General features: G+C 66.6%; 14 protein-coding genes. 6 read left to right on the top strand and 8 right to left on the bottom strand.

Annotated elements, in window-relative coordinates:
* Positions 1–9: 9 nt before the first annotated feature.
* From G5S35_RS27420 to G5S35_RS27440, 5 genes are all read right to left on the bottom strand, one after another.
* Positions 10–1242: a mechanosensitive ion channel family protein gene (locus G5S35_RS27420; protein ID WP_183039506.1), complete on the bottom strand. Its 1233-nt coding sequence runs from the start codon at positions 1240–1242 to the stop codon at positions 10–12.
* A gap of 179 nt (positions 1243–1421) precedes the next feature.
* Positions 1422–2300: a crotonase/enoyl-CoA hydratase family protein gene (locus G5S35_RS27425; protein ID WP_074981789.1), complete on the bottom strand. Its 879-nt coding sequence runs from the start codon at positions 2298–2300 to the stop codon at positions 1422–1424.
* Complete coding sequence (locus G5S35_RS27430) at positions 2297–3160, bottom strand: crotonase/enoyl-CoA hydratase family protein (RefSeq protein ID WP_074981788.1); 864 nt, start codon at positions 3158–3160, stop codon at positions 2297–2299. The genes G5S35_RS27425 and G5S35_RS27430 overlap by 4 nt, the downstream gene beginning before the upstream one ends.
* A gap of 31 nt (positions 3161–3191) precedes the next feature.
* The gene (locus G5S35_RS27435) at positions 3192–6542 is read right to left on the bottom strand and encodes an acetyl-CoA carboxylase family protein (RefSeq protein WP_237181480.1); all 3351 of its coding nucleotides are present in this window, start codon (positions 6540–6542) and stop codon (positions 3192–3194) included.
* Positions 6539–8230: an AMP-binding protein gene (locus G5S35_RS27440; protein WP_183039507.1), complete on the bottom strand. Its 1692-nt coding sequence runs from the start codon at positions 8228–8230 to the stop codon at positions 6539–6541. The genes G5S35_RS27435 and G5S35_RS27440 overlap by 4 nt, the downstream gene beginning before the upstream one ends.
* 284 nt (positions 8231–8514) lie before the next feature.
* On the opposite strand from G5S35_RS27440, the gene G5S35_RS27445 reads away from it, so the two are divergent.
* The 5 genes from G5S35_RS27445 (at position 8515) to G5S35_RS27465 (ending at position 14023) form a co-directional block, all read left to right on the top strand.
* Positions 8515–9477 (top strand): cyclase family protein, encoded by a 963-nt coding sequence (locus G5S35_RS27445; protein WP_074981784.1) that lies wholly within the window; start codon positions 8515–8517, stop codon positions 9475–9477.
* Between the two features lie 149 nt (positions 9478–9626).
* Entirely contained in the window at positions 9627–11330 is a 1704-nt protein-coding gene (locus G5S35_RS27450; RefSeq protein ID WP_183039508.1) for a class I adenylate-forming enzyme family protein, read from the top strand.
* A 131-nt stretch (positions 11331–11461) separates the two neighbouring features.
* Positions 11462–12211, top strand: a complete 750-nt coding sequence (locus tag G5S35_RS27455) for an electron transfer flavoprotein subunit beta/FixA family protein (protein ID WP_183039509.1) — start codon at positions 11462–11464, stop codon at positions 12209–12211.
* Between the two features lie 14 nt (positions 12212–12225).
* Positions 12226–13158, top strand: coding sequence for an electron transfer flavoprotein subunit alpha/FixB family protein (locus G5S35_RS27460; protein WP_183039510.1), 933 nt, complete (start codon positions 12226–12228; stop codon positions 13156–13158).
* On the top strand, positions 13148–14023 hold the full coding sequence (locus G5S35_RS27465; protein ID WP_080180888.1) for an HpcH/HpaI aldolase/citrate lyase family protein: 876 nt from the start codon (positions 13148–13150) through the stop codon (positions 14021–14023). Before G5S35_RS27460 ends, G5S35_RS27465 begins: the two co-directional genes overlap by 11 nt.
* A 460-nt stretch (positions 14024–14483) precedes the next feature.
* Here G5S35_RS27465 and gstA read toward each other — a convergent pair whose 3' ends face one another.
* Positions 14484–15095, bottom strand: coding sequence for a glutathione transferase GstA (gene gstA, locus G5S35_RS27470; protein WP_183039511.1), 612 nt, complete (start codon positions 15093–15095; stop codon positions 14484–14486).
* A 141-nt stretch (positions 15096–15236) separates the two neighbouring features.
* Between gstA and G5S35_RS27475 the strand changes: the two genes are divergently transcribed.
* Complete coding sequence (locus G5S35_RS27475) at positions 15237–15602, top strand: winged helix-turn-helix transcriptional regulator (protein ID WP_065058621.1); 366 nt, start codon at positions 15237–15239, stop codon at positions 15600–15602.
* Positions 15603–15621: 19 nt separating this feature from the next.
* Here the strand turns inward: G5S35_RS27475 and G5S35_RS27480 are convergent, their stop codons facing one another.
* A complete protein-coding gene (locus G5S35_RS27480; protein ID WP_183039512.1) occupies positions 15622–18375 on the bottom strand; it encodes a cation-transporting P-type ATPase in 2754 nt (917 codons plus the stop codon).
* Positions 18376–18686: 311 nt separating this feature from the next.
* Positions 18687–20198, bottom strand: coding sequence for a CoA-acylating methylmalonate-semialdehyde dehydrogenase (locus G5S35_RS27485; protein ID WP_110328809.1), 1512 nt, complete (start codon positions 20196–20198; stop codon positions 18687–18689).
* Between the last annotated feature and the right edge of the window lie 201 nt (positions 20199–20399).

Genomic DNA, 20399 nt, shown 5'->3' on the forward strand with positions numbered 1-20399 from the left:
CTGCCTGCCTCACGCGGCGAGCGAAGTCTCGCGCGCCGCCTGCCAACCCTGCTGCATGTCGTAGCCCGACGGCTGCTGATAAACGCGCAAGCCGAACTCGGGCAGCACGGCAATCAGGTGATCGAACAGGTCGGCCTGAATCGCCTCGTAATCGCTCCACTTCGTGGTGTTGGTGAAGCAATAGAGTTCGAGCGGAATGCCGTCGGCGCCGCTCGCCAGTTGCCGCACCATGCAGGTCATCTCGTGATGAATCTGCGGATGGCGTTCGAGATACGCCTGCACGTAGGCGCGGAACGTGCCGAGATTGGTGAGCTGCCGACGGTTCGCCGCGCAGTCGGCCGCGCTGCCGAGCGCGCCGTTGAACTGCGTCAGTGCGTGGCGCTTGTCGTTCAGATAATTGGTGAGCAGCGTGAGGCGTTCGAGCCGCGCGATTTCGCCGGCGTCGAGAAAACGCACGCTCGTTGCGTCGAGCATGAGCGCGCGCTTGATCCGCCGCCCGCCCGATTCCGTCATGCCGCGCCAGTTCTGGTAGCTCTCGGTGATGAGTTTCCACGTCGGAATCGTGATGATGGTGTTGTCGAAATTCACCACTTTCACGGTGTTCAGCGTGATGTCGACGACGGTGCCGTCCGCGCCCGAGCTTGGCATCGTGATCCAGTCGCCGATGCGCAGCATGTCGTTCGACGAAAGCTGCACGCCCGCCACGAGCCCGAGCAGCGTGTCCTTGAAGATCAACATGAGCACCGCCGACATCGCGCCGATGCCCGAGAGCAGCAGGCCGATCTGCTTGCCGGTGGCGTCGCCGATCACGACCAGCGCCGCGGTGATGAACATCACGAGCTTGACGAGTTGCATCGCGCCCTTGAGCGAGAGGCGCGGCTGATCCTGGCGCGCAGTGCGATGACTGTGTTCGAGCGCGGAGAGCGTGGCGCTGATCGTCATCGTGACGAGGAAGACGATCAGCGCGAAGACGATCTTGTCGGCGAGTTGCAGCGCGTTGTCGGGCAGACCCGGCACCAAGCCGAGACCGAGCTTGATGACGACGAAGGGCGCGACGCGGCTGAGCCAGGTGAACGCGCCGAATTCGAACAGGGCGTCGTCGATGCGGGTGGTGGAGCGCCGCGCCAGACGCGCGACCACGCGGAACAGCAGGAAGTGAGCGATGGCGGCCACGGCGAAGGCGGCGGCCAGCAAGACGAGCGCGCCGACCAGCGGCGCAAACCAGATTTCATGCACGGTCATGGGGTAATGCGGGTTCCTTTTTCAAGCGTTGAAACAAGCGTTCAAACACGCGCCGCGCGCGGCGCCTGCCCTGCGGGCAGACCCGTAGGGTACTTGAAAGGGACATCGCGTGCGAGTCGGGGCTCCGCGCGCCGCGTGCGCCTCGCTCACAGGCGCAGGCGCACGGCAGGCCGCATCGATCAGATAAACGGCGGCTCGCTCTGCCAGTCGAAGAAGTCCGGCATGTCGGTGGAGACGCGGTTGGGGAACGCCGCCGCGCGCTTGTCGAGGAACGCGCTCACGCCTTCGGCCGCATCCGCCGAGCGCCCGCGCGACTGGATCGCGCGGCTGTCGAGGCGGTGCGCTTCCATCGGATGCTGCGCGCCCGCCATGCGCCAGATCATCTGCCGCGCAATGGCGGCGGACACCGGCGCGACGTTGTCGGCGATCTCGCGGGCGAGCGCGTAGGCCGCGGGCAGCAGGTCCTCCGCGGCGTGAACGGAGCGCACGAGCCCGCGCGCCAGCGCTTCCTGCGCGCTGAACACGCGTCCTGTGAAACACCATTCGAGCGCCGACGAGATGCCCACCACGCGCGACAGAAACCACGACGAAGCCGCTTCGGGCGTGATGCCGCGCCGCCCGAACACGAAGCCGAATTTCGCGTCGGCGGACGCGAGGCGGATGTCCATCGGCAACTGCATGGTCACGCCGATGCCGACCGCCGCGCCGTTGATCGCGCCGATCACCGGCTTGAGGCTGCGGAAGATGCGCAGCGCGACGCGGCCACCGCCGTCGCGATGCACGGTGTCCACGCTCGTGCCGAGGCGTTTCGCGTAGTCGAAGGTTTCGCCGCCCGAGGACAGGTCCGCGCCCGCGCAGAACGCGCGTCCCGACCCGGTGACGATCACGCAGCGCACGGCGTCGTCGGCGTCGGTAGCGTCGAAGGCGGCGATCAGCTCCTGCATCATCGTCGCGGTGAATGCGTTGAGTTTTTCCGGCCGATGCAGCGTGATCGTGGCGATGCCGTCCTCGACCGCGTAGCGCAGCGTTTCGAATTGCGGCAATTGCGGTGCGTTCATGACGGTTCCTCCACGCGATGCGGCGTGGCCGCGACGAAGCGCGGCGCGCGTTGCTCGACGTTCGCGAGCACGGCTTCACGCTGATTCGCGCCGCCGATCAGCGCATCCTGCTCGACCGATTCGGCGATCAGCGTGGCTGCCGCGTCGCCGCGCGAGGCCACGTGCAACAGACGCTTCGCGGCGCGGATCGCGTCGGGGCTTTTCTGCGCGATCTCGCGCGCCGTTTGCAAAGCGAGCGCAAGCGGATCGTCGCTCACGCGCGTGGCGAGACCGATCTCGACGGCCTCCGGTCCTGCCACCACACGCGCCGTATAGATCAGCTCGCGCAGACGGTCGTCGCGCACGAGGTCGCGCGTGAGCACCATGCCGCCCATATCGGGCACGAGGCCCCACTTCATTTCCATCACGGAGAGCCGCGCGTCGGGCGTCACGTAGCGCATGTCCGCGCCCAGCGCGAGTTGCAGCCCGCCGCCGAACGCCACGCCATGCACGGCCGCGATCACCGGCACCGGCAGCTCGCGCCAGAGCGTGCAGATGTACTGGAAGTCGTTGCTCAGCCCGCGCGTGCGCACGGCGATGGGCGTCGTGCGCGTGGTCTGCGCGAGCGCGGCCATGCTTTGCATGTCGAGGCCCGCGCAAAACGCCTTGCCGTTGCCCGAGAGCACGACGGCGCGCAGATCGGCTTCGCTCGCGAGCCGCTCGCCCGCGGCGATGAGCGCCGCGAACAGGCCGGGGTTCAGCGCGTTCATCTTTTCCGCGCGATTGAGCCGCACGTCGGCGACGCCGTCCGCGATGGCGATCTGCACGAGTCCTTCGCCGCTCTCTGCGCCTGCTGCGTCTACTTTACTGCCTGGATTCATTGCCCTTGCTCCTTGAGTGAAGATTCGCGCGTCACCACGTATCGACGAAACGCCGCTTCGCGTCGTGCGCCGCCGCCGTCGAACCGTTCGCGGGCGGCGGGCTCGCGTTGAGTCCGCGCATGAGCCAGCGGCGCGTGTCGGCGGGATCGATCACGCCGTCGATTTCGAGGAAACTCGCCATGTTGATGGCCTTGCCGTTGCGATACGCGTCGGCGACCATGCGTTCGAACAGCGCTTGCCGTTCGGCGGGATCGTCGATGGCCGCGAGTTCCTTGGCGTAGCCGAGCCGCACCGCGCCTTCGAGCCCCATCGCGCCGAACTCGCCGCTCGGCCACGCGATGGTGAACAGCGGCGCGTGGAAGCTGCCCGCCGCCATCGCCTGCGCGCCCAGCCCGTAGCCCTTGCGCAGCACGACGGTGAAAAACGGCACACGCAGGCTCGCGCCCGCGACGAACATGCGCGATACGTGGCGCACCGTGGCCTGCTTTTCCGAATCGGGGCCGACCATGAAACCGGGCGTGTCGCACAGCGAGACCAGCGGGATGCCGAAGGTGTCGCACAACTGCATGAAGCGCGCGGCCTTGTCGCCCGCCTGCGCGTCGATCGCGCCGCCCAGATGCATCGGATTGTTGGCGAGCAATCCGAACGGCTTGCCTTCGATGCGCACGAACGCGGTGATGAGGCCCGGCGCAAAGTCGCGACGCAGTTCGAGCACGGAGCCGGTGTCGGCGAGCGTGTCGATCACGCGGCGGATGTCGTAGACGCGCAGCCGGTTCTCCGGAATCGCCTCGCGCAGCAGCCGCTGATCGGCGCAATCGCCATCGCCTTCCTGTGCGAATGACGCAAACGGCCCCTGAAAATACGAGAGATACTGCTTCGCGACGCGCACGGCGGCTGCTTCGTCGTCGACCAGAATATCGATCACGCCGTTGGGCGACTGCACGCTGGTCGGGCCCACTTCCTCGGGCGAAAACTTGCCGAGGCCGCCGCCTTCGATCATCGCCGGACCGGCCATGCCGATGCTCGCGTTGCGCGTGGCGATGATCACATCGCAGCAGCCGAGCAGCGCCGCATTGCCCGCGAAGCAGCGTCCCGACACCACGCCGACGAGCGGCACCTGGCCCGAGAGCCGCGCCATGCTCGCGAAGGTGCGGCAGTCGAGGCCCGCGACGCCCACATGGTCGGTGTCGCCGGGACGCCCGCCGCCGCCCTCCGCGAACAGCACGAGCGGCAGCCGCCATTGCTCCGCGAGTTGCAGCATGCGGTCGGTTTTCTTGTGGCTCATCATGCCCTGCGTGCCCGCGAACACCGTGTAGTCATAGGCGATCGCCATGCAGCGCGCGGCCTGCGCGCCGAAGCGCGCGGCGTTCACGGTGCCGATGCCGGCGATCAGGCCGTCGGCGGGACTCTGCGCGATGAGATCGTCGAGCGGACGGCGGCCGCGTTGCGCCGCGAGCGCAAGCGCGCCGTATTCGACGAAGCTGTCGGCGTCGAGCAGATCGTCGAGATTTTCGCGCGCGGTGCGCTGGCCGGTCTTGCGCCGCTTCGCGACCGCGTGCGGACGGCGTTCGTCGCGCGTGAGCGCATGGCGTTCGAGCACTTCGGCGAGGTCGGCGCGAATGTGCGCGAGGTCGCGGCTCGCTTCGGTCTCGATGCCGGCCGCGGCCACCTCGGCGGGTTCGATGAACAGCAGCGGCGCGCCTTCGAACACGCTGCCGCCCGGTTCGAGCGCGAGCGCGCGCACGATGCCGCTTTGCGTGGCCTGCACGACGAACTCCATCTTCATCGCTTCGAGCACGGCGACTTGCTGGCCGACGGCGACAGCGTCGCCGGGCTGCACGTCGAGGCTCACCAGCACGCCCTGGCTCGGCGCGACGAGCGGCACGCAGCCTGGCGGCGCGCTATCTGCGCTTTGTGCATCGATGTTGGATGGCGAATGCGCGCCGCCCGGCTGATCGGCGCGGAAATGCAGCTGCGGGTGCGCCTGCCCGCCCGACGCGATCAGTTCGCCGATATGACGTTCGATGAAGCGCGTATCGATGTCATAGCCCGGCAGTTCGGGGCGCTGCAACACCGTCTGCAGAAACGGCAGCGTGTTCGCCACGCCTTCGAGCCGGAACTCGCACAGGCCGCGATACGCGCGGCGCAGCGCGCCCGCGAAGTCGTCGGCGTGCGCGATCACTTTCGCGAGCAGCGAGTCGTAGCTCGGGCTCGTCGTGTAGCCCGCATAGCCGTAGCCGTCCACGCGCAGTCCCGCGCCGCTCGGCGGCTCGTAGGCGCTCAGCGTGCCGCCCGCCGCGCGCGCGCTGCCGTCGGCCTGCATCGTTTCCAGATTGACGCGCGCCTGCACCGCGAAGCCGCGCACCGGCGGCGGATCTTGCAGCCGGAGGTCGGCGAGCGTCGCGCCTTCGGCGAGGCGCAACTGCGTGCGGACGAGATCGACGCCGGTGACGGCCTCCGTCACGCAATGCTCGACCTGCACGCGCGGATTCGCCTCCATGAACACGAAGTCGCCGCGCGCGGTATCGACGAGAAATTCGAACGTGCCGATGCCGCGATACTGCACGGCGCGCGCGAGCGTGAGCGCCGCGTCGATGATCTTGCGCCGCAGCGTGCCGTCCAGATGCGGCGCGGGCGCGATCTCGATCACCTTCTGATGACGCCGTTGCAGACTGCAATCGCGCTCCCAGAGATGGCTCGCGTGCGTGCCGTCGCCGACGATCTGCACTTCCACATGACGCGCGTGCTCGATCAACCGTTCGACGTACAGCGCGCCGTTGCCGAAGGCCGCGCGCGCTTCCGATTCGCAGCGCGCCCAGGCGTCGGCGAGACTGGCCGCGTCGCGCACGGCGCGCATGCCGCGTCCGCCGCCGCCCGCGAGGGCCTTCACCATGATCGCGCCGTGTTCGGCGAGCAGGGCGCGCGCTTCGTCGAGCGTGGCCGCGCGATTGCTGCCCGCCGCGAGCGGCACGCCGCAGCGCGTCGCGAGTTCGCGCGCGCGGGCTTTGTCGCCGAAAGTGTCCAGCACGAGCGGCGACGGCCCGACGAAGCGCAAACCGGTCGCCGCGCAGGCGCGTGCGAATTCGGCGCTTTCGCTCAGGAAACCGTAGCCGGGATGCACGGCGTCGCAGCCGTTCGCGCGCGCGGCCTCGACCAGTTGCGCGATGTCGAGATACGCGGCGGCGCCGCGTCCGGCGAGCGGCACGGCGAGGTCGGCGCGGCGCACGTGCAGCGACTGCGCGTCGTCTTCGGCATAGACCGCGACGCTGCGCAGATTCGCTTCGGCGGCGGCGCGCGCGATGCGCACGGCAATCTCGCCGCGATTGGCGATCAGCAGTGAGCGCAGCGCAGCGTGGGGAGCAGGGGAGGCGGAGTTCGTCACAGCAGCTTGTCCAGTTCCTGTTTTCTGACCTTGCCGGTCGCGGTCATCGGCAATGCGTCGATCACGCGGATTTCCGGCACCTTGTAGACGGCCATCGAGGCGCGGCACCACGCGGCGAGTTCGTCGCCGCTCGCTTCGCTGCCCGGTTTGAGCACGACGAAGGCAACCGGCTGCTGACCGCGCGCGGCGTCCGCCTTGCCGATCACCGCGCTGCCCGCAATCGCCGGATGCTGGCCGAGCAGCGCTTCGAGTTCGCTCGGAAATACGCTCATGCCGTTCACCTTGAGCATTTCCTTGCGCCGTCCGAGATAGCGGATGAAGCCTTCTTCGGTGATCGTGGCGAGGTCGCCGGTATGCAGCCAGCCGTCGTGCAGCGCGTCGGCGCTGGCCGCCTCGCGCTGCCAGTAGCCTTTGAACAGCGACGGCGAGCGCACGCACAGTTCGCCTTCGCCGCCCGGCGGCAGCAGCGCGCCGCTCGCGAAATCGCAGACCTTGAATTCGGTGCCCGGCACCGGCAGACCGACGAAGGTCGGCTGCGCGCGCAGGTCGCGGTCGTCGTCCTGAAGGCCGAGCGTGAAGGTGTCGCAGGTGTGCGTCTCGGTCATGCCGTACGCGAATTCGTAGAGCGTGCAGCCCGTGAGTTCGCGCCAGCGGCGGCGGTAATCGGGCGTGAGCTTCTTGATGAACGAGATCGCGCCCACGCGTTGCAGCGAGCCGTAATCGAAGTCGCGCACGGTCGGTTGATCGAGCACGTCGGCGACGCTGTCGACGAGCATGCCGCAATGCGTCACGCGATAGTGCTGCACGGCGCGCATCCAGGCGAGCGCGTCCCAGCGCGCGAGCAGCACGAGCGCGGCGCCCGCGAATACCGGAAACAGCAGGCCCGCGTTTTCGCCCGCGATCCAGAACTCGGGCAGGAAGTTGAGGAAGACGGTGTGCTCGTCGGCGTGCAGCGCGACCGGCGTGAAGCTCGCGCAGGTGTAGAGCATGTCGCCGTGCGTGTGGATGCAGCCCTTCGGCAAGCCCGTCGTGCCGCCCGTGTAGTTGAGTGCGGCGATGTCGTCGAGTTGCGGTTCGTCGTCGGGCACCGGGCCGTTGGCCGCTTCGAGCGCGGGCAGGAAGTCGATGGCGCGAGCGCTCGTCACCTTGGGCGCGAGCACGATATCGGGCAGCGGCACCGCCGATTGCGCGCCGCGCATCTCGCCCACGCTGGTCGCGATCACCTCGCGCAACGCGCACTCGTCGCGCACCTGATCGACCACGGACAGCAGCTGATCGGCGCAGATCACCACGCGCGCGCCGCTGTCCTTGAGCTGATAACCAAGTTCGAGCGCCTTCGAGAGCGGGCTCACGGGCGCATGCACGGCGCCGAGCTTGAGGATGCCGTAGAACGCCACGTGCATCTGCGGACAGTTGGGCATGAAGACGGCGACGCGGTCGCCGCGCTGCACGCCGAGCGACGCAAGCAGCGCCGCGCAACGGTCGCTCAGGCGGTCGAGTTCGCCGTAGCTGAGCGTGCGGCCATAGAAGTGCACGGCGGGACGTTGCGGCGCGCGACGCGCCCACTCGCGCAGATAGGCCGTCAAAGGCCGCTGGCCGAGCGGATACTGCGGCTCGCGCGGCGCATCGGCGGGCCAGGCGTGCGCCCACTTTCGATGCAGATCGTCCAGATACTCGCGTTCGTTCATGGAAAGCCTCGCGGAACGCACCCAGGTGCGCCGGTTTGCAATGCGCATTGAATCGCGGCGCGGAAACGACACAACCCTGAATCGGTGATTCAGCGCGCCGCGCGGGAGAGAGAGGTCGCCGACCGTCCATGATGTGCAGGAACGCACTTTTCTGCGCCTGCTGTTTTTCCCGGTTGACTTTACCGCACGGTCGTGCGATTTATTTCGATACCCCGAACGCGCACCGCGTTCGCGTCGTTCCATCTGCATCACCCATCAACGTGTGAGAGGAAAGGAGACAGCGCATGGAGTCGAAGAACGTTCCGGAAGTGGCCGAACTGCTGCAGGATTCGCCGAAGAATTGGGGCAAGTGGGGCAGCGACGACGAAGTGGGCTCGCTCAACTATCTGACGCAGGCCGAGGTGTTGCGTGGCGTGGCGTCGGTGCGATCGGGCAAGACCTTCACGCTGCAGATCCAGATGGGGCATCCGAAGGGCGATCCGGTCTGGCCGGGGCGTTCGCAGGCGCGCCGCATGAACGTGATGGACAAGGGCCATTACCTGTGCGGGAAAGGCCCGCTGTTTCCGGGGCTCGCCGAATACGCCGACGACATGATGATCATGTATCTGCAAGGCTCGACGCAGTACGACGCGCTCGGCCACGTCTGGTACGACGATCAGCTCTGGAACGGCTACGACGCGAAGTCGACCATCGGCGGGCTGGAAAAAGCGAGCGTGCTGCCGATCGCCGAGCGCGGCGTGGTGGGGCGCGGCGTGCTGATCGACATGGCGCGCCATCGCGGCAAGGCCGTGCTCGATCCGGGCGAAACCTTCACGCACGAAGACCTGCTCGCGGCTGCGAAGGCGCAGGGCGTACAGATCGAAAAGCGCGACATTCTGGTGATCCGCACGGGCTGGATCGGTTCGTTCTACGAGCGCGATCAGGCCGAGTTCTATCAGAACTTCGTCGAGCCGGGGCTCACGTACAGCCGTGAACTCGTCGAGTGGTTCCATCGCATGGAGATCCCGAATCTCGTCACCGACACGATTGCAAACGAAGTCACCGTCGATCCCGTTTCGGGCGTGGCGCTGCCGCTGCACAACGCGCTGATGCGCAATCTGGGCGTGACGCTCACCGAAATCGCGCAACTCGATCCGCTCGCCGCCGATTGCGCCGAAGACGGCCAGTGGAATTTCCTCTACACCGCCGCGCCGCTGAAAGTGGTGAACGGCAGCGGCGCGCCGGTGAATCCGGTGGTGGTGAAGTAGGCGTAGCATCGCCTGCATCGCTTCCGCTGCGGCATCTTTCGTCGATTGATTGAGAACCGGTCCGCCTGCGCGGCGCCGCGATGCCGTCGTGTCGCGTTGAAAAATCGCTGCACGGCGGCCGTTTTCTTGCTGGAATTGCTGGAGCGCTCATGACGCCCTATGAAAGCAAACCGTGGCTCGCGCATTACGCGGCGGGTCACGCGGCCACCATCGACCCGCAATACGGCGATGCCCTGAGTCTCTTTCGCGCGGCTGTGGCGCGCGCGCCCGAGCGGTCCGCGCTGCTGTATTTCGACGGCGCGCTCACCTACGCCGAACTCGATGCGCAATCGGACGCGCTCGCCTGCGCGTGGCGCGAACGCGGCGTCGCGCGCGGCGAGCGCGTGGCGATCTATCTGCAGAACGTGCCGCAATTCGTGATCGCGCTGGTGGCCGCGTGGAAACTCGGCGCGATTGCGGTGCCGGTCAATCCGATGAATCGTGCGCGCGAATTGCGCGTGCTGCTCGCGGATTCGGGCGCGCGTCTGCTCGTGTGTCATGGCACGCTGCACGACGAGGTGGTGCATCCGCTGCTGGCCGAAGAAGACGCGCGCGTGGCGAACGGCGAGATCGCGGCGAGTGCGCGCGTGCACCCGCAGGTGATGACGACTTCGGCGCTCGATTATCAGCAACGCCACGACGAGCGCCTGTTCGCGGGCATGGACCGCGCGCGCGAAACTCAACCGCGCGACGACGCCGAAGACTTCCGCACCGTCATCGACGCGTATCGCGGCCAGACGCCGCCCGCGATCGACCTCCACAGCGACGACGTCGCCATGCTCGTCTACACCTCGGGCACCACGGGCGTGCCGAAGGGCGCGATGAACACGCACGGCAACGTGGCCTTCAACGCGCAGGTCTATCGCGACTGGGTGGGCTTGCGCGAAGGCGCGCCGCTGCTCGGCGTCGCGCCGCTCTTTCATATCACCGGGCTGGTCGGCCATGTGGGCGCGGCCTTCATCTGCGCCGCGCCGCTCGTGCTGGCGTTCCGCTTCGAACCGGGTGTGCTGCTCGACGCCATCGCCGAACACAAGCCGGAGTTCACCATCGGCGCGATTACGGTGTTTATCGCGCTGATGAATCATCCGCGCGCAACGCGCGAACACTTCGCCTCGCTGCGCCGCATCTATTCGGGCGGCGCGCCGATTCCGCCGAGCGTGATCGAAGCGTTCCGTTCGCGCTTCGGCCACTACATCCACAACGGCTACGGTCTGACCGAAACGAATTCCCCCACGCACGTCGTGCCGGTCGGCAGCGAAGCGCCCGTCGATGCCGCGTCGGGCACGCTGGCCATCGGCGTGCCGGCGTTCAACGTGGAGTCGTATATCGGCGACGATGCGGGTCAGCCGCTGCCGGCGGGCGAAGTGGGCGAGATCATTTCGCGCGGGCCGATGATCGTGCCCGGCTACTGGAACAAGCCGCAGGAAAGCGCGAAGGCGATCGTCGACGGTTACTTCCGCACCGGCGACGTGGGCTTCATGGATGCGCAGGGCTGGTTCTATCTCGTGGATCGCAAGAAGGACATGATCAACGCGGGCGGTTACAAGGTCTGGCCGCGCGAAGTGGAGGACGTGCTGTACACGCATCCGGCCGTGCGCGAGGCGGCCGTGGTGGGCGTGCCGGACAGTTATCGCGGCGAGACCGTGAAGGCCGTGGTGAGTCTCAAGCCGGGCGCGAACGTGACGCCCGACGAGCTGGCCGCATACTGCAAGGAACGCATGGCGGCGTATAAATATCCGCGCATCGTGACGATCATCGACGAGTTGCCGAAGACCGTGACGGGCAAGATTCTGCGCCGCGAGTTGCGGGGTTGAAACCGCGTTGAGACCTCGCCAATAGGTCTGGGCTATGACCGGTAGAGTTAATCGATAGTGGCCGATTTCGCTGATCCCACGTGTAATGCGTCAATCGTGCAATTCGAATGATGCAATGGAGGAGATCGAAAGTGAAAATCGTGGTGCCGGTCAAACGCGTGGTCGATTACAACGTGAAGGTTCGTGTGAAGTCGGACGGCACGGGCGTGGATGTCGCGAACGTCAAGATGTCGATGAATCCGTTCGATGAAATCGCGGTCGAGGAAGCGGTGCGCCTGAAAGAAGCGGGCATCGCGACCGAAGTGATTGCGGTTTCGGCGGGCGTTTTGCAAGCGCAGGAGACGCTGCGCACGGCGCTGGCGATTGGTGCGGATCGTGCGGTGTTGATCGAGTCGAATGAGGAATTGCAACCGCTGGCTGTCGCGAAGCTTTTGAAAGCGCTCGTCGATAAAGAGCAGCCTTCGCTGGTGATTCTCGGCAAACAAGCTATCGACGACGATTCGAATCAGACCGGTCAGATGCTTGCCGCTTTGGCGGATCTGCCGCAAGCGACGTTTGCTTCGAAAATCACGGTTGCGGATGGCAAGGCGACGGTGGCGCGTGAAGTCGATGGCGGCGCGGAAACCTTGGCGTTGACATTGCCCGCTGTCGTGACGACGGATTTGCGTTTGAACGAGCCGCGCTACGTCACGCTGCCGAACATCATGAAGGCGAAGAAGAAGCCGCTCGAAACGATCACGCCGGAAGATCTCGGCGTGGATGTCGCTCCGCGTTTGAAGACGCTGAAAGTTTCGGAACCGCCCAAGCGCAGCGCAGGCGTGAAAGTGCCTGACGTGAAAACGCTGGTCGAAAAGCTGAAGACCGAAGCCACGGTGCTGTGAGGAGCGAATCGAAAATGACGAACCTGGTAATTGCAGAACACGACAATGAGTCGATTAAAGCCGCAACGCTGAACACGATTGCAGCGGCGCAGAAAATTGGCGGCGATGTGCATGTGCTGATTGCTGGCCACAACGCGAAAGCGGCTGCGGATGCAGCGGCGAAAATCGTCGGCGTTTCGAAGGTGCTCCTCGCCGATGCGCCGCAACTCGAACACAGTCTCGCGGAAAACGTCGAAGCGACGGTGCTTTCGATTGCGAAGAACTACTCGCATATTCTCGCGCCTGCTACTGCAAGCGGTAAAAACGTTACGCCGCGTATTGCCGCCAAGCTCGACGTTGCGCAGATCAGCGATATCACTGCGGTTGAAAACGCCGATACGTTCGAGCGTCCGATTTACGCTGGCAATGCGATTGCGACCGTGCAATCGGCTGATCCGGTGAAAGTCATCACCGTTCGCACCACCGCATTCGATGCCATCGCTGCGGAAGGCGGCAACGCATCGGTAGAAAAAATCGAAGCGGCAGCGGATAACGGCAAAGCGCAATTCGTCAATCGCGAAGTCACGAAACTTGATCGCCCCGAACTCACCAGCGCAAAGATTATCGTGTCAGGCGGTCGCGGTCTGGGCAGCGGCGAAAACTACACCAAAGTGCTTGAACCGCTCGCGGACAAACTCAACGCAGCACTCGGCGCATCGCGCGCGGCGGTGGACGCAGGCTACGTGCCGAACGATTATCAGGTCGGCCAAACCGGCAAGATCGTCGCGCCGCAGCTTTACGTCGCCATCGGCATTTCAGGCGCGATTCAACATCTCGCGGGCATGAAAGATTCGAAGGTGATCGTCGCGATCAACAAGGACGAGGAAGCGCCGATTTTCACCGTAGCCGATTACGGTCTCGTCGGCGATCTGTTCGCGGCCGTGCCGGAGCTTGCCGATGCACTTTGAGCCCAACACCGCGACGCCCGTCCGCGACGACGCCGCCAAAGCCGCGTTCTCGCCGCAATCGTTCCTGTTCGTGCCGGGCAGCCGCCCCGAGCGTTTCGAACGCGCGCTCGAGAGCGGCGCGGACGCGGTCATCATCGACCTCGAAGATGCAGTCGAGCCCGCCGCGAAGGACGCGGCGCGCGAGAACATCGCGAACTGGGTCTCGCGCCGCCATCCCGTGCTGGTGCGCATCAATGGCCGCGCCACGCCGTGGTTCGAGGCCGATGCGAAACTTGGCGCGCTCGACGGCGTCGCGGGCATCGTGCTGCCGAAAGCCGAACACGGCACCGACGTAAGCGCGACTGTCGCGCTCGCGCGCCGCCGCGTGCCGGTGTTTCCGCTGATCGAAAGCGCGCTCGGCATGTGGAACGCGATGGACGTCGCGCGCGCGCCGTTCGTGAAGCGCTTGATGTTCGGCACGCTCGACTTCATCGCCGAAATGGGCATGCCCGACGACGGCGAGCCGCTCAATCACTATCGCTCGCAACTGGCGCTGATCTCGCGCGTGGCGGGCATCGACGCGCCGGTCGATGGCGTGACGCCCGACATTCAGGATCTCGCGCGCATCGAGGCCGACGCGCTCAACGGCAAGCGGCTCGGCTTCGGCGCCAAGCTCTGCATTCATCCGAAGCAGATCGACGCCGTGCACCGCTGCTATCGCCCGAGCGAAGCGGAACTCGCGTGGGCCGCACGCGTGGCGCAAGCTGCGCGCGAGGCGCAGGCGGGCGCGATTACCGTCGACGGCAAGATGGTCGACCGCCCCGTGATCCTGCGCGCGCAGCAACTGCTCGCGCTGGCCGCGGCGGTGGCGCAGCAGGGCGCGTGAAATCAGCGCGCGCGGCGTCGGGCGTCGAGCCCGGCGCTTTCTGCCTGACGCTTTTATCCTGATGCAACCGCCGCGCCCCGCGCAGCTTCGCGACGAGTGGCGCGAACACTTCCATCAACTCGGTCGTGCCGGAGCGCCGCTCGGGCTGACCGAATTCCACGTCGATTTTCCCCGCGTTGTGCACGTCGTAGAGATCGGTGATCAGACGCGCGTGCGCGTCGCTGAGTCCGGCGAGCTTTAGCGCGGGCGTCCATGGCTCGTGCGGCAACTCGCGCGCGGCGATGTCGCGTACGCGCGTCTGCCGCATCTCGCCTGGGCGTTGATCGCGGAACTCGAAGCGCTGGCGGAACTCAGCACGCCGCATTTCAAGGCGCTGTTTCGTGCGACGGTCGGCTTGCCGGTGCATCACTACGTGGTGCGGCGGCGGGTGCGAACGCACGGCGTGCCGCGTGCAGCGTACTCACCCGCCCACGAGACCTTCGGCGACGAGCGCGGCGCGAACGTGCGGCCGGCTTGCGACGCGCTGCTGAAACGCCGTGAGCGCGGGCAGATGCGAAAGATCGACGCCGACGTGCGGCGCCCAGTTCGTCACCGTGAACAGATAGGCGTCGGCGGCCGAGAAGTGATTGCCGAGCAGCCAGGCCTGCGGCGTCAGGATCTCTTCGAGCCACGCATAATATTTGCCGAGCGCGGCTTGCCGTTCCGCGCGAACCTCGGCGGGCGTCGCCGGATTGAACAGCGGCGAATAACTCTTGTGCACATCGGAATTGATGAACGCGAGCCACTCCTGCAAGCGGTAGCGCGCCATCGATTCATGGGCCGGCGCGAGTTCGGCTTCGGGCGCACTGTCCGCGAGAAACTGGAGGATGGCGGGGCCTTCGGTCAGGATCGTCCCGTCGTCGAGTTCGAGTGTGGGCACGTTGCCCTTCGGATTGATGTTGAAGAAGTCGACGCCGCTTTGCGTGCGTTTCGTCGCCAGGTCGACTTTTTCGAGTGCGATGGGAATGCCGCATTCGCGCGCGACGATATGGGCGGCAAGCGAGCACGCACCCGGCGAGTAATAGAGCTTCATGTCGGTTCCTGACTGGAGTGAAAACGGTCGCGGGCCACACGGTCCGCGCTACGCATGGTAGCGGCACGGCGCGGCGATGTGGCAAGTGCGCCGATATAATCCGGTTACTCCGCAGTTACCGTTTGACGAGGACGATCGACGATGGGTTTGGCGGTCCGCAAGAACAGGGCACCCGCGCCGCCCGCGTGTCAGGTGACCGACGCGCTGGGTTTTTTGCGCGGCGCATGGGCATTGAACGTGATCTGGCAGTTGCGCGACCAGGCGCGCCGGTTCGGCGAATTGCGCCGCGATTTGCCGGGCATTTCGGCGCGCGTGCTCAGCGTGCGTCTGCGCGAACTGGAGACGCGCGGGCTCGTCGCGAAACACAAGCTCGACAGTTCGCCGCCGTCGGCCGAATACGTGCTGACCGATCTCGGGCGCGAATTGCTGCCGGCCATCGACATCTTCGCGGCCGTGGGGCAGAAGGTGCTGGCGGCGTGGCAAGCGTCGCCAGCGGCTATCGCGTAACCCAGGTAAGCCGCCCGGCTCATTCCTCACCGCCGAGCCGTCGCGCCAGCCCGCTCGTGCGCACGACCCACTTCTCCAGTTCCGCGCCGAGAAACACCACGAGCCCCGCGCCCAGCACCTTGAGCCATTCCTGCGGGACGAGCGCCGCCGAGCCGAACAGATGCTGCATGAAGGGCGCATACGTGAACGCGATCTGCATCAGCGCGCACGCGCCAATCGCGAGCAGCGCGTAACGGTTGCCGGTGAGCCCCTGCCAGCTCAGCACGGAGTGGAAGATCGAGCGGCTGTTGATGAGGTAGAGCATCTCGGACATCACCACCGCATTCACGGCGATCGTGCGTGCGCGCTCGATCCCGGTGCCCGCGCTCAACTCCCAGTAAAACAGGCCGAACGCGCCGATCATCATCAACACCGAGACCATCGCCACGCGCCACATAAAGAAGCCCGAGAGCAACGATTCGCCGGGCGCGCGCGGCTTGCGGCGCATGATACCCGGTTCGGCGCGCTCGAACGCGAGCGCGATGCCGAGCGTGCTCGCCGTCACCATGTTGACCCACAGCACCTGCGCGGGCGTGAGCGGAATGCCCAGACCCGTGAGCGCGCCCGCGAGCACGACGAGCGCTTCGCCGCCGTTGGTCGGCAGCGTGAACAGGATGAACTTCTTGAGGTTGTCGTAGACGGCGCGGCCTTCGCGCACGGCGCGCGCGATGGTGGCGAAGTTGTCGTCGGCGAGCACCATGTCGGCGGCTTCCTTGGCCGCTTCGGTGCCTTTCGCGCCCATCGCCACGCCCACGTCCGCGCGCTTGAGCGCGGGCGCGTCGTTCACGCCGTCGCCGGTCATCGCCACCACCTGGCCGTCCTGCTGCAAGGCTTCGACCAGACGCAGCTTGTGCTCGGGACTCGCGCGCGCGAACACGTCGATATCGAGCGCCACGCGGCGCAGTTCCGCATCGTCCATCAGCGCGACCTCCGCGCCCGTAACGGCCGGCTTGCCCACGCCGATCGCCAGTTGCGCGCCGATCGCGCGCGCGGTTTCCGCGTGATCGCCGGTGATCATCTTCACGCGGATGCCCGCGCGATGGCAGTCGGCCACGGCCTGGATCGCCTCGTCGCGCGGCGGGTCGATGATGCCCGCGAGCGCGAGCAGCGTGAAGCCCTGCGCGACAGCGTCGAAATCGAGCGTGTTGTGCGCGGGCGCGCCGCGCCGGTACGCGAGCGCGAGCACGCGCAAGCCCTGCGCGCCGAGGTCGGTCTGCATGCGCCGCCAGTAGTCGGGATCGATGCGTTCTTCCACGCCGTGCGCGAGTTGCGTCGCGCACATGTCGAAGAGGCGTTCGGGCGCGCCTTTCACGAAGATCCATGCGTGGCCTTCGGCGTCCGTGTTCCAGCTCGCCATGAAGCGATGCTGCGACTCGAACGGAATGCTGTCGCGGCGCGCCCACGGCGTGCCCGCGCGCGCCTGCGGTTCGTGCGCGATGCCCGCCTTCGCGCCGAGCACCAGCAGCGCGCCTTCGGTGGGATCGCCTTCGACGTGCCACAGGCCCGCTTCGTCGCGACGCATCTGCGCGTCGTTGCAGAGCACGCCCGCGCGCACCGCGAGCGCGAGTTCGGGGCAGCGCGCGGGCCATTGCGCGGCGTCGAACGCGTGTTGATCGATCGTGAAGGCGCCTTCGGGCGCGTAGCCCACGCCGCTCACGTCGATCACGTCGCGCGCGCACACTACGCGCTGCACGGTCATCTCGTTGCGCGTGAGCGTGCCGGTCTTGTCGGAGCAGACGACGTTGACTGCGCCGAGCGCTTCCGCGGCGGGCAGGCGACGCACGATGGCGTGGTGCCGCGCCATGCGCTGCACGCCGAGCGCGAGGATGATCGTCATGATCGCGGGCAGGCCTTCCGGAATGCCGGAGGCGACCAGCGCGACGACGATCAGGAACATGTCGCTCGCGCTTTCGCCGCGCCACAGCGTGCCGAGCGCGAAGGTGAGCGCGCCCAGCGCGAGGATCACGACGGCGAGCACGCGGCCGAAGCGGTCGATCTGGCGCAGCAGCGGCGTGGCCATCGTATCGACATCGGCGAGCATGCGGTTGATGTGGCCGATCTCGGTGTCCGCGCCCGTGGCCACGACCACGCCGCGCGCCTGGCCGTACACCACCAGCGTACCCGAATATGCCATGCCCCAGCGGTCGCCGAGCGGCGCGGCGGCGTCGACGCTCGCGGTCTGTTTATCGACGGGCAGCGACTCGCCGGTGAGCGCCGCTTCGTCCACGCGCAGTTCGCGCACGGCGATCAGCCGCAGGTCGGCGGGCACGCGGTCGCCCGATGCGAGCACGACGATGTCGCCAGGCAAGAGCTGCGTGGCGTCGACGGTCACGCGCTCGCCGTGGCGAATCGCGGTGGCGTGCGGCGAGAGCATCGAGCGGATCGCTTCGAGCGCCGATTCGGCCTTGCCTTCCTGAATGAAACCGATGGCCACGTTGACGAGCACCGCCGCGAGCAGCACGCAGGTGTCGAGCCAATGCCGCAGCACGGCCGTGACGAGCGCGCCCGCGAGCATGACGTAGATCAGCACGTTGTGGAATTGCAGCGCGAGGCGCAGCAGCGGGCCGCGGCGTTTGGGCGGCAGCAGACGGTTCTCGCCGTAGCGCGCGCGGCGGCGCGCCACTTCGGCGTCGTCGAGACCTTCGGGCGTGGTGCCGAGATCGGCGAGCGCCTGATCGGCATCGACGTTGTGCCACGCGCGCGGCGCGGCGGCGGCAGGCGGCTGATCGGGCATCGTGCGGTCCTCCGTCGTGCGGGTTCGCACGATGGCGGTCGATTGCAGGGGCAACGAAGCGCACCGTCGAACGTCTGCGGAAAAAATCAGTACGACGGTACCGGAATTGGCGTGCGCGTGCGCCGGACGTGCGTGCGGCGATGCGGCGCGCGACATGGGTGGATCGCGCGCGCGGCGAACGTGGTGAACGTGGAAATGCACGCACGCAAAAAAACCGCGCCGCCGTCCGCAAGAAGCGGAACGGCGGCGCGGCTGATAATTGATTCGATATCCGAATTATTTAAAAACGATATCGCGTTCGGATCAATGCATCACTTCGCGACCGGCATCGTGAATTCCGCACCCTTTTCGGTGCTTTCCGGCCAGCGCTGCATGATCGACTTCTGCTTGGTGTAGAAGCGCACGCCTTCCTCGCCATACGCGTGCATGTCGCCGAACAGGCTGCGTTTCCAGCCGCCGAAACCGTGCCACGCCATCGGCACCGGAATCGGCACGTTGATGCCCACCATGCCCACTTCGATCTGGCGGCCGAATTCGCGCGCCACGTTGCCGTCGCGCGTGAAGCAGGCCACGCCGTTGCCGAACTCGTGGTCGTTGATCAGCTGCACGGCTTCGGAGAAGTCCTTCACCCGCACGCAGGCGAGCACCGGGCCGAAAATCTCTTCCTTGTAGATGCGCATGTCAGGCGTGACGTCGTCGAACAGCGTGCCGCCGGTGAAGAAGCCGTTTTCGTGACCCGGCACCGTGAGGCCGCGGCCGTCCACGACGAGCTTCGCGCCTTCCTCGATGCCCGTGGCGATATAGCCTTCGATGCGTTCCAGCGCCTGTTTCGTGACGATCGGGCCCATTTCGGCGTCGGCTTCCATGCCGTTCTTCACCTTGAGCGTGCGTGCGCGCTCGGCCAGACGGGGCACGATCTTGTCGGCGACATCGCCGACCAGCACCGCCACCGAGATCGCCATGCAGCGCTCGCCCGCCGAACCGTAGGCCGCGCCGATCAGCGCATCGACGGCCTGGTCGAGATCGGCGTCGGGCATCACGACCATGTGGTTCTTCGCGCCGCCCAGCGCCTGCACGCGCTTGCCGTGCTTCGCGCCGGTTTCGTAGATGTAGTTCGCGATGGGCGTGCTGCCGACGAAGCTCACGGCCTTCACGTCGCGATGCGCGATCAGTGCGTCGACCACGATCTTGTCGCCCTGCACGACGTTGAACACGCCATCGGGCAGGCCCGCTTCGGTCAGCAGACGCGCCATGAACAGCGCGGCCGACGGATCGCGTTCGCTCGGCTTGAGCACGAAGGTGCAGCCCGCCGCGAGCGCGACCGGGAACATCCAGCACGGCACCATGCACGGGAAATTGAACGGCGTGATGCCCGCGACCACGCCCAGTGGTTGGCGCACGGTCCAGTTGTCCATGCCCGTGGAAACCTGCTCGGTGTAGTCGCCCTTGAGCAGTTGCGGAATGCCGCAGGCGAATTCGATCACGTCGATGCCGCGGGCGACTTCGCCTTGCGCGTCGGCGAACACCTTGCCGTGCTCGGCGGTGATGATCGCCGCGAGTTCGTCCTTGTGGCGGTTCATCAGTTCGAGGAAGCGCAGCATGACGCGCGCGCGGCGGATCGGCGGCGTGTCGCGCCAGGCCGGGAACGCGGCTTTCGCGCTCGCCACGGCGGCGTCGACGTCGGCGACTTCGCCCAGCACCAGACGGCGCGCGGCGGCGCCGGTCGCCGGATTGAAGACGGATTGCGTGCGGTCGCCCGCGCCGCGTTCGCGCTTGCCGCCGATGTAGTTGACTACGTCCGCGGAATCGGTAAAGGGCTGCATGTCATCTCCTCGAAGTTGGGTATCGATTGAGTATCGATTGAGCATCGGTTGATCATCACTATGACGGCCAGTGTACGGAGGCGGCAGGCGTCTGCACAGCCACGCAGGCTGAATTGATTGTTTTCCAGCGTGAACAATCGCCATGCGCAGCGCTGAAAGATACGCGGGCGCGGTGCTATCATCGGCGCATCTTTGAGGATT

Origin of the sequence: Paraburkholderia tropica (assembly GCF_014171495.1) — a bacterium.
Taxonomy (GTDB): Bacteria; Pseudomonadota; Gammaproteobacteria; order Burkholderiales; family Burkholderiaceae; genus Paraburkholderia; species Paraburkholderia tropica.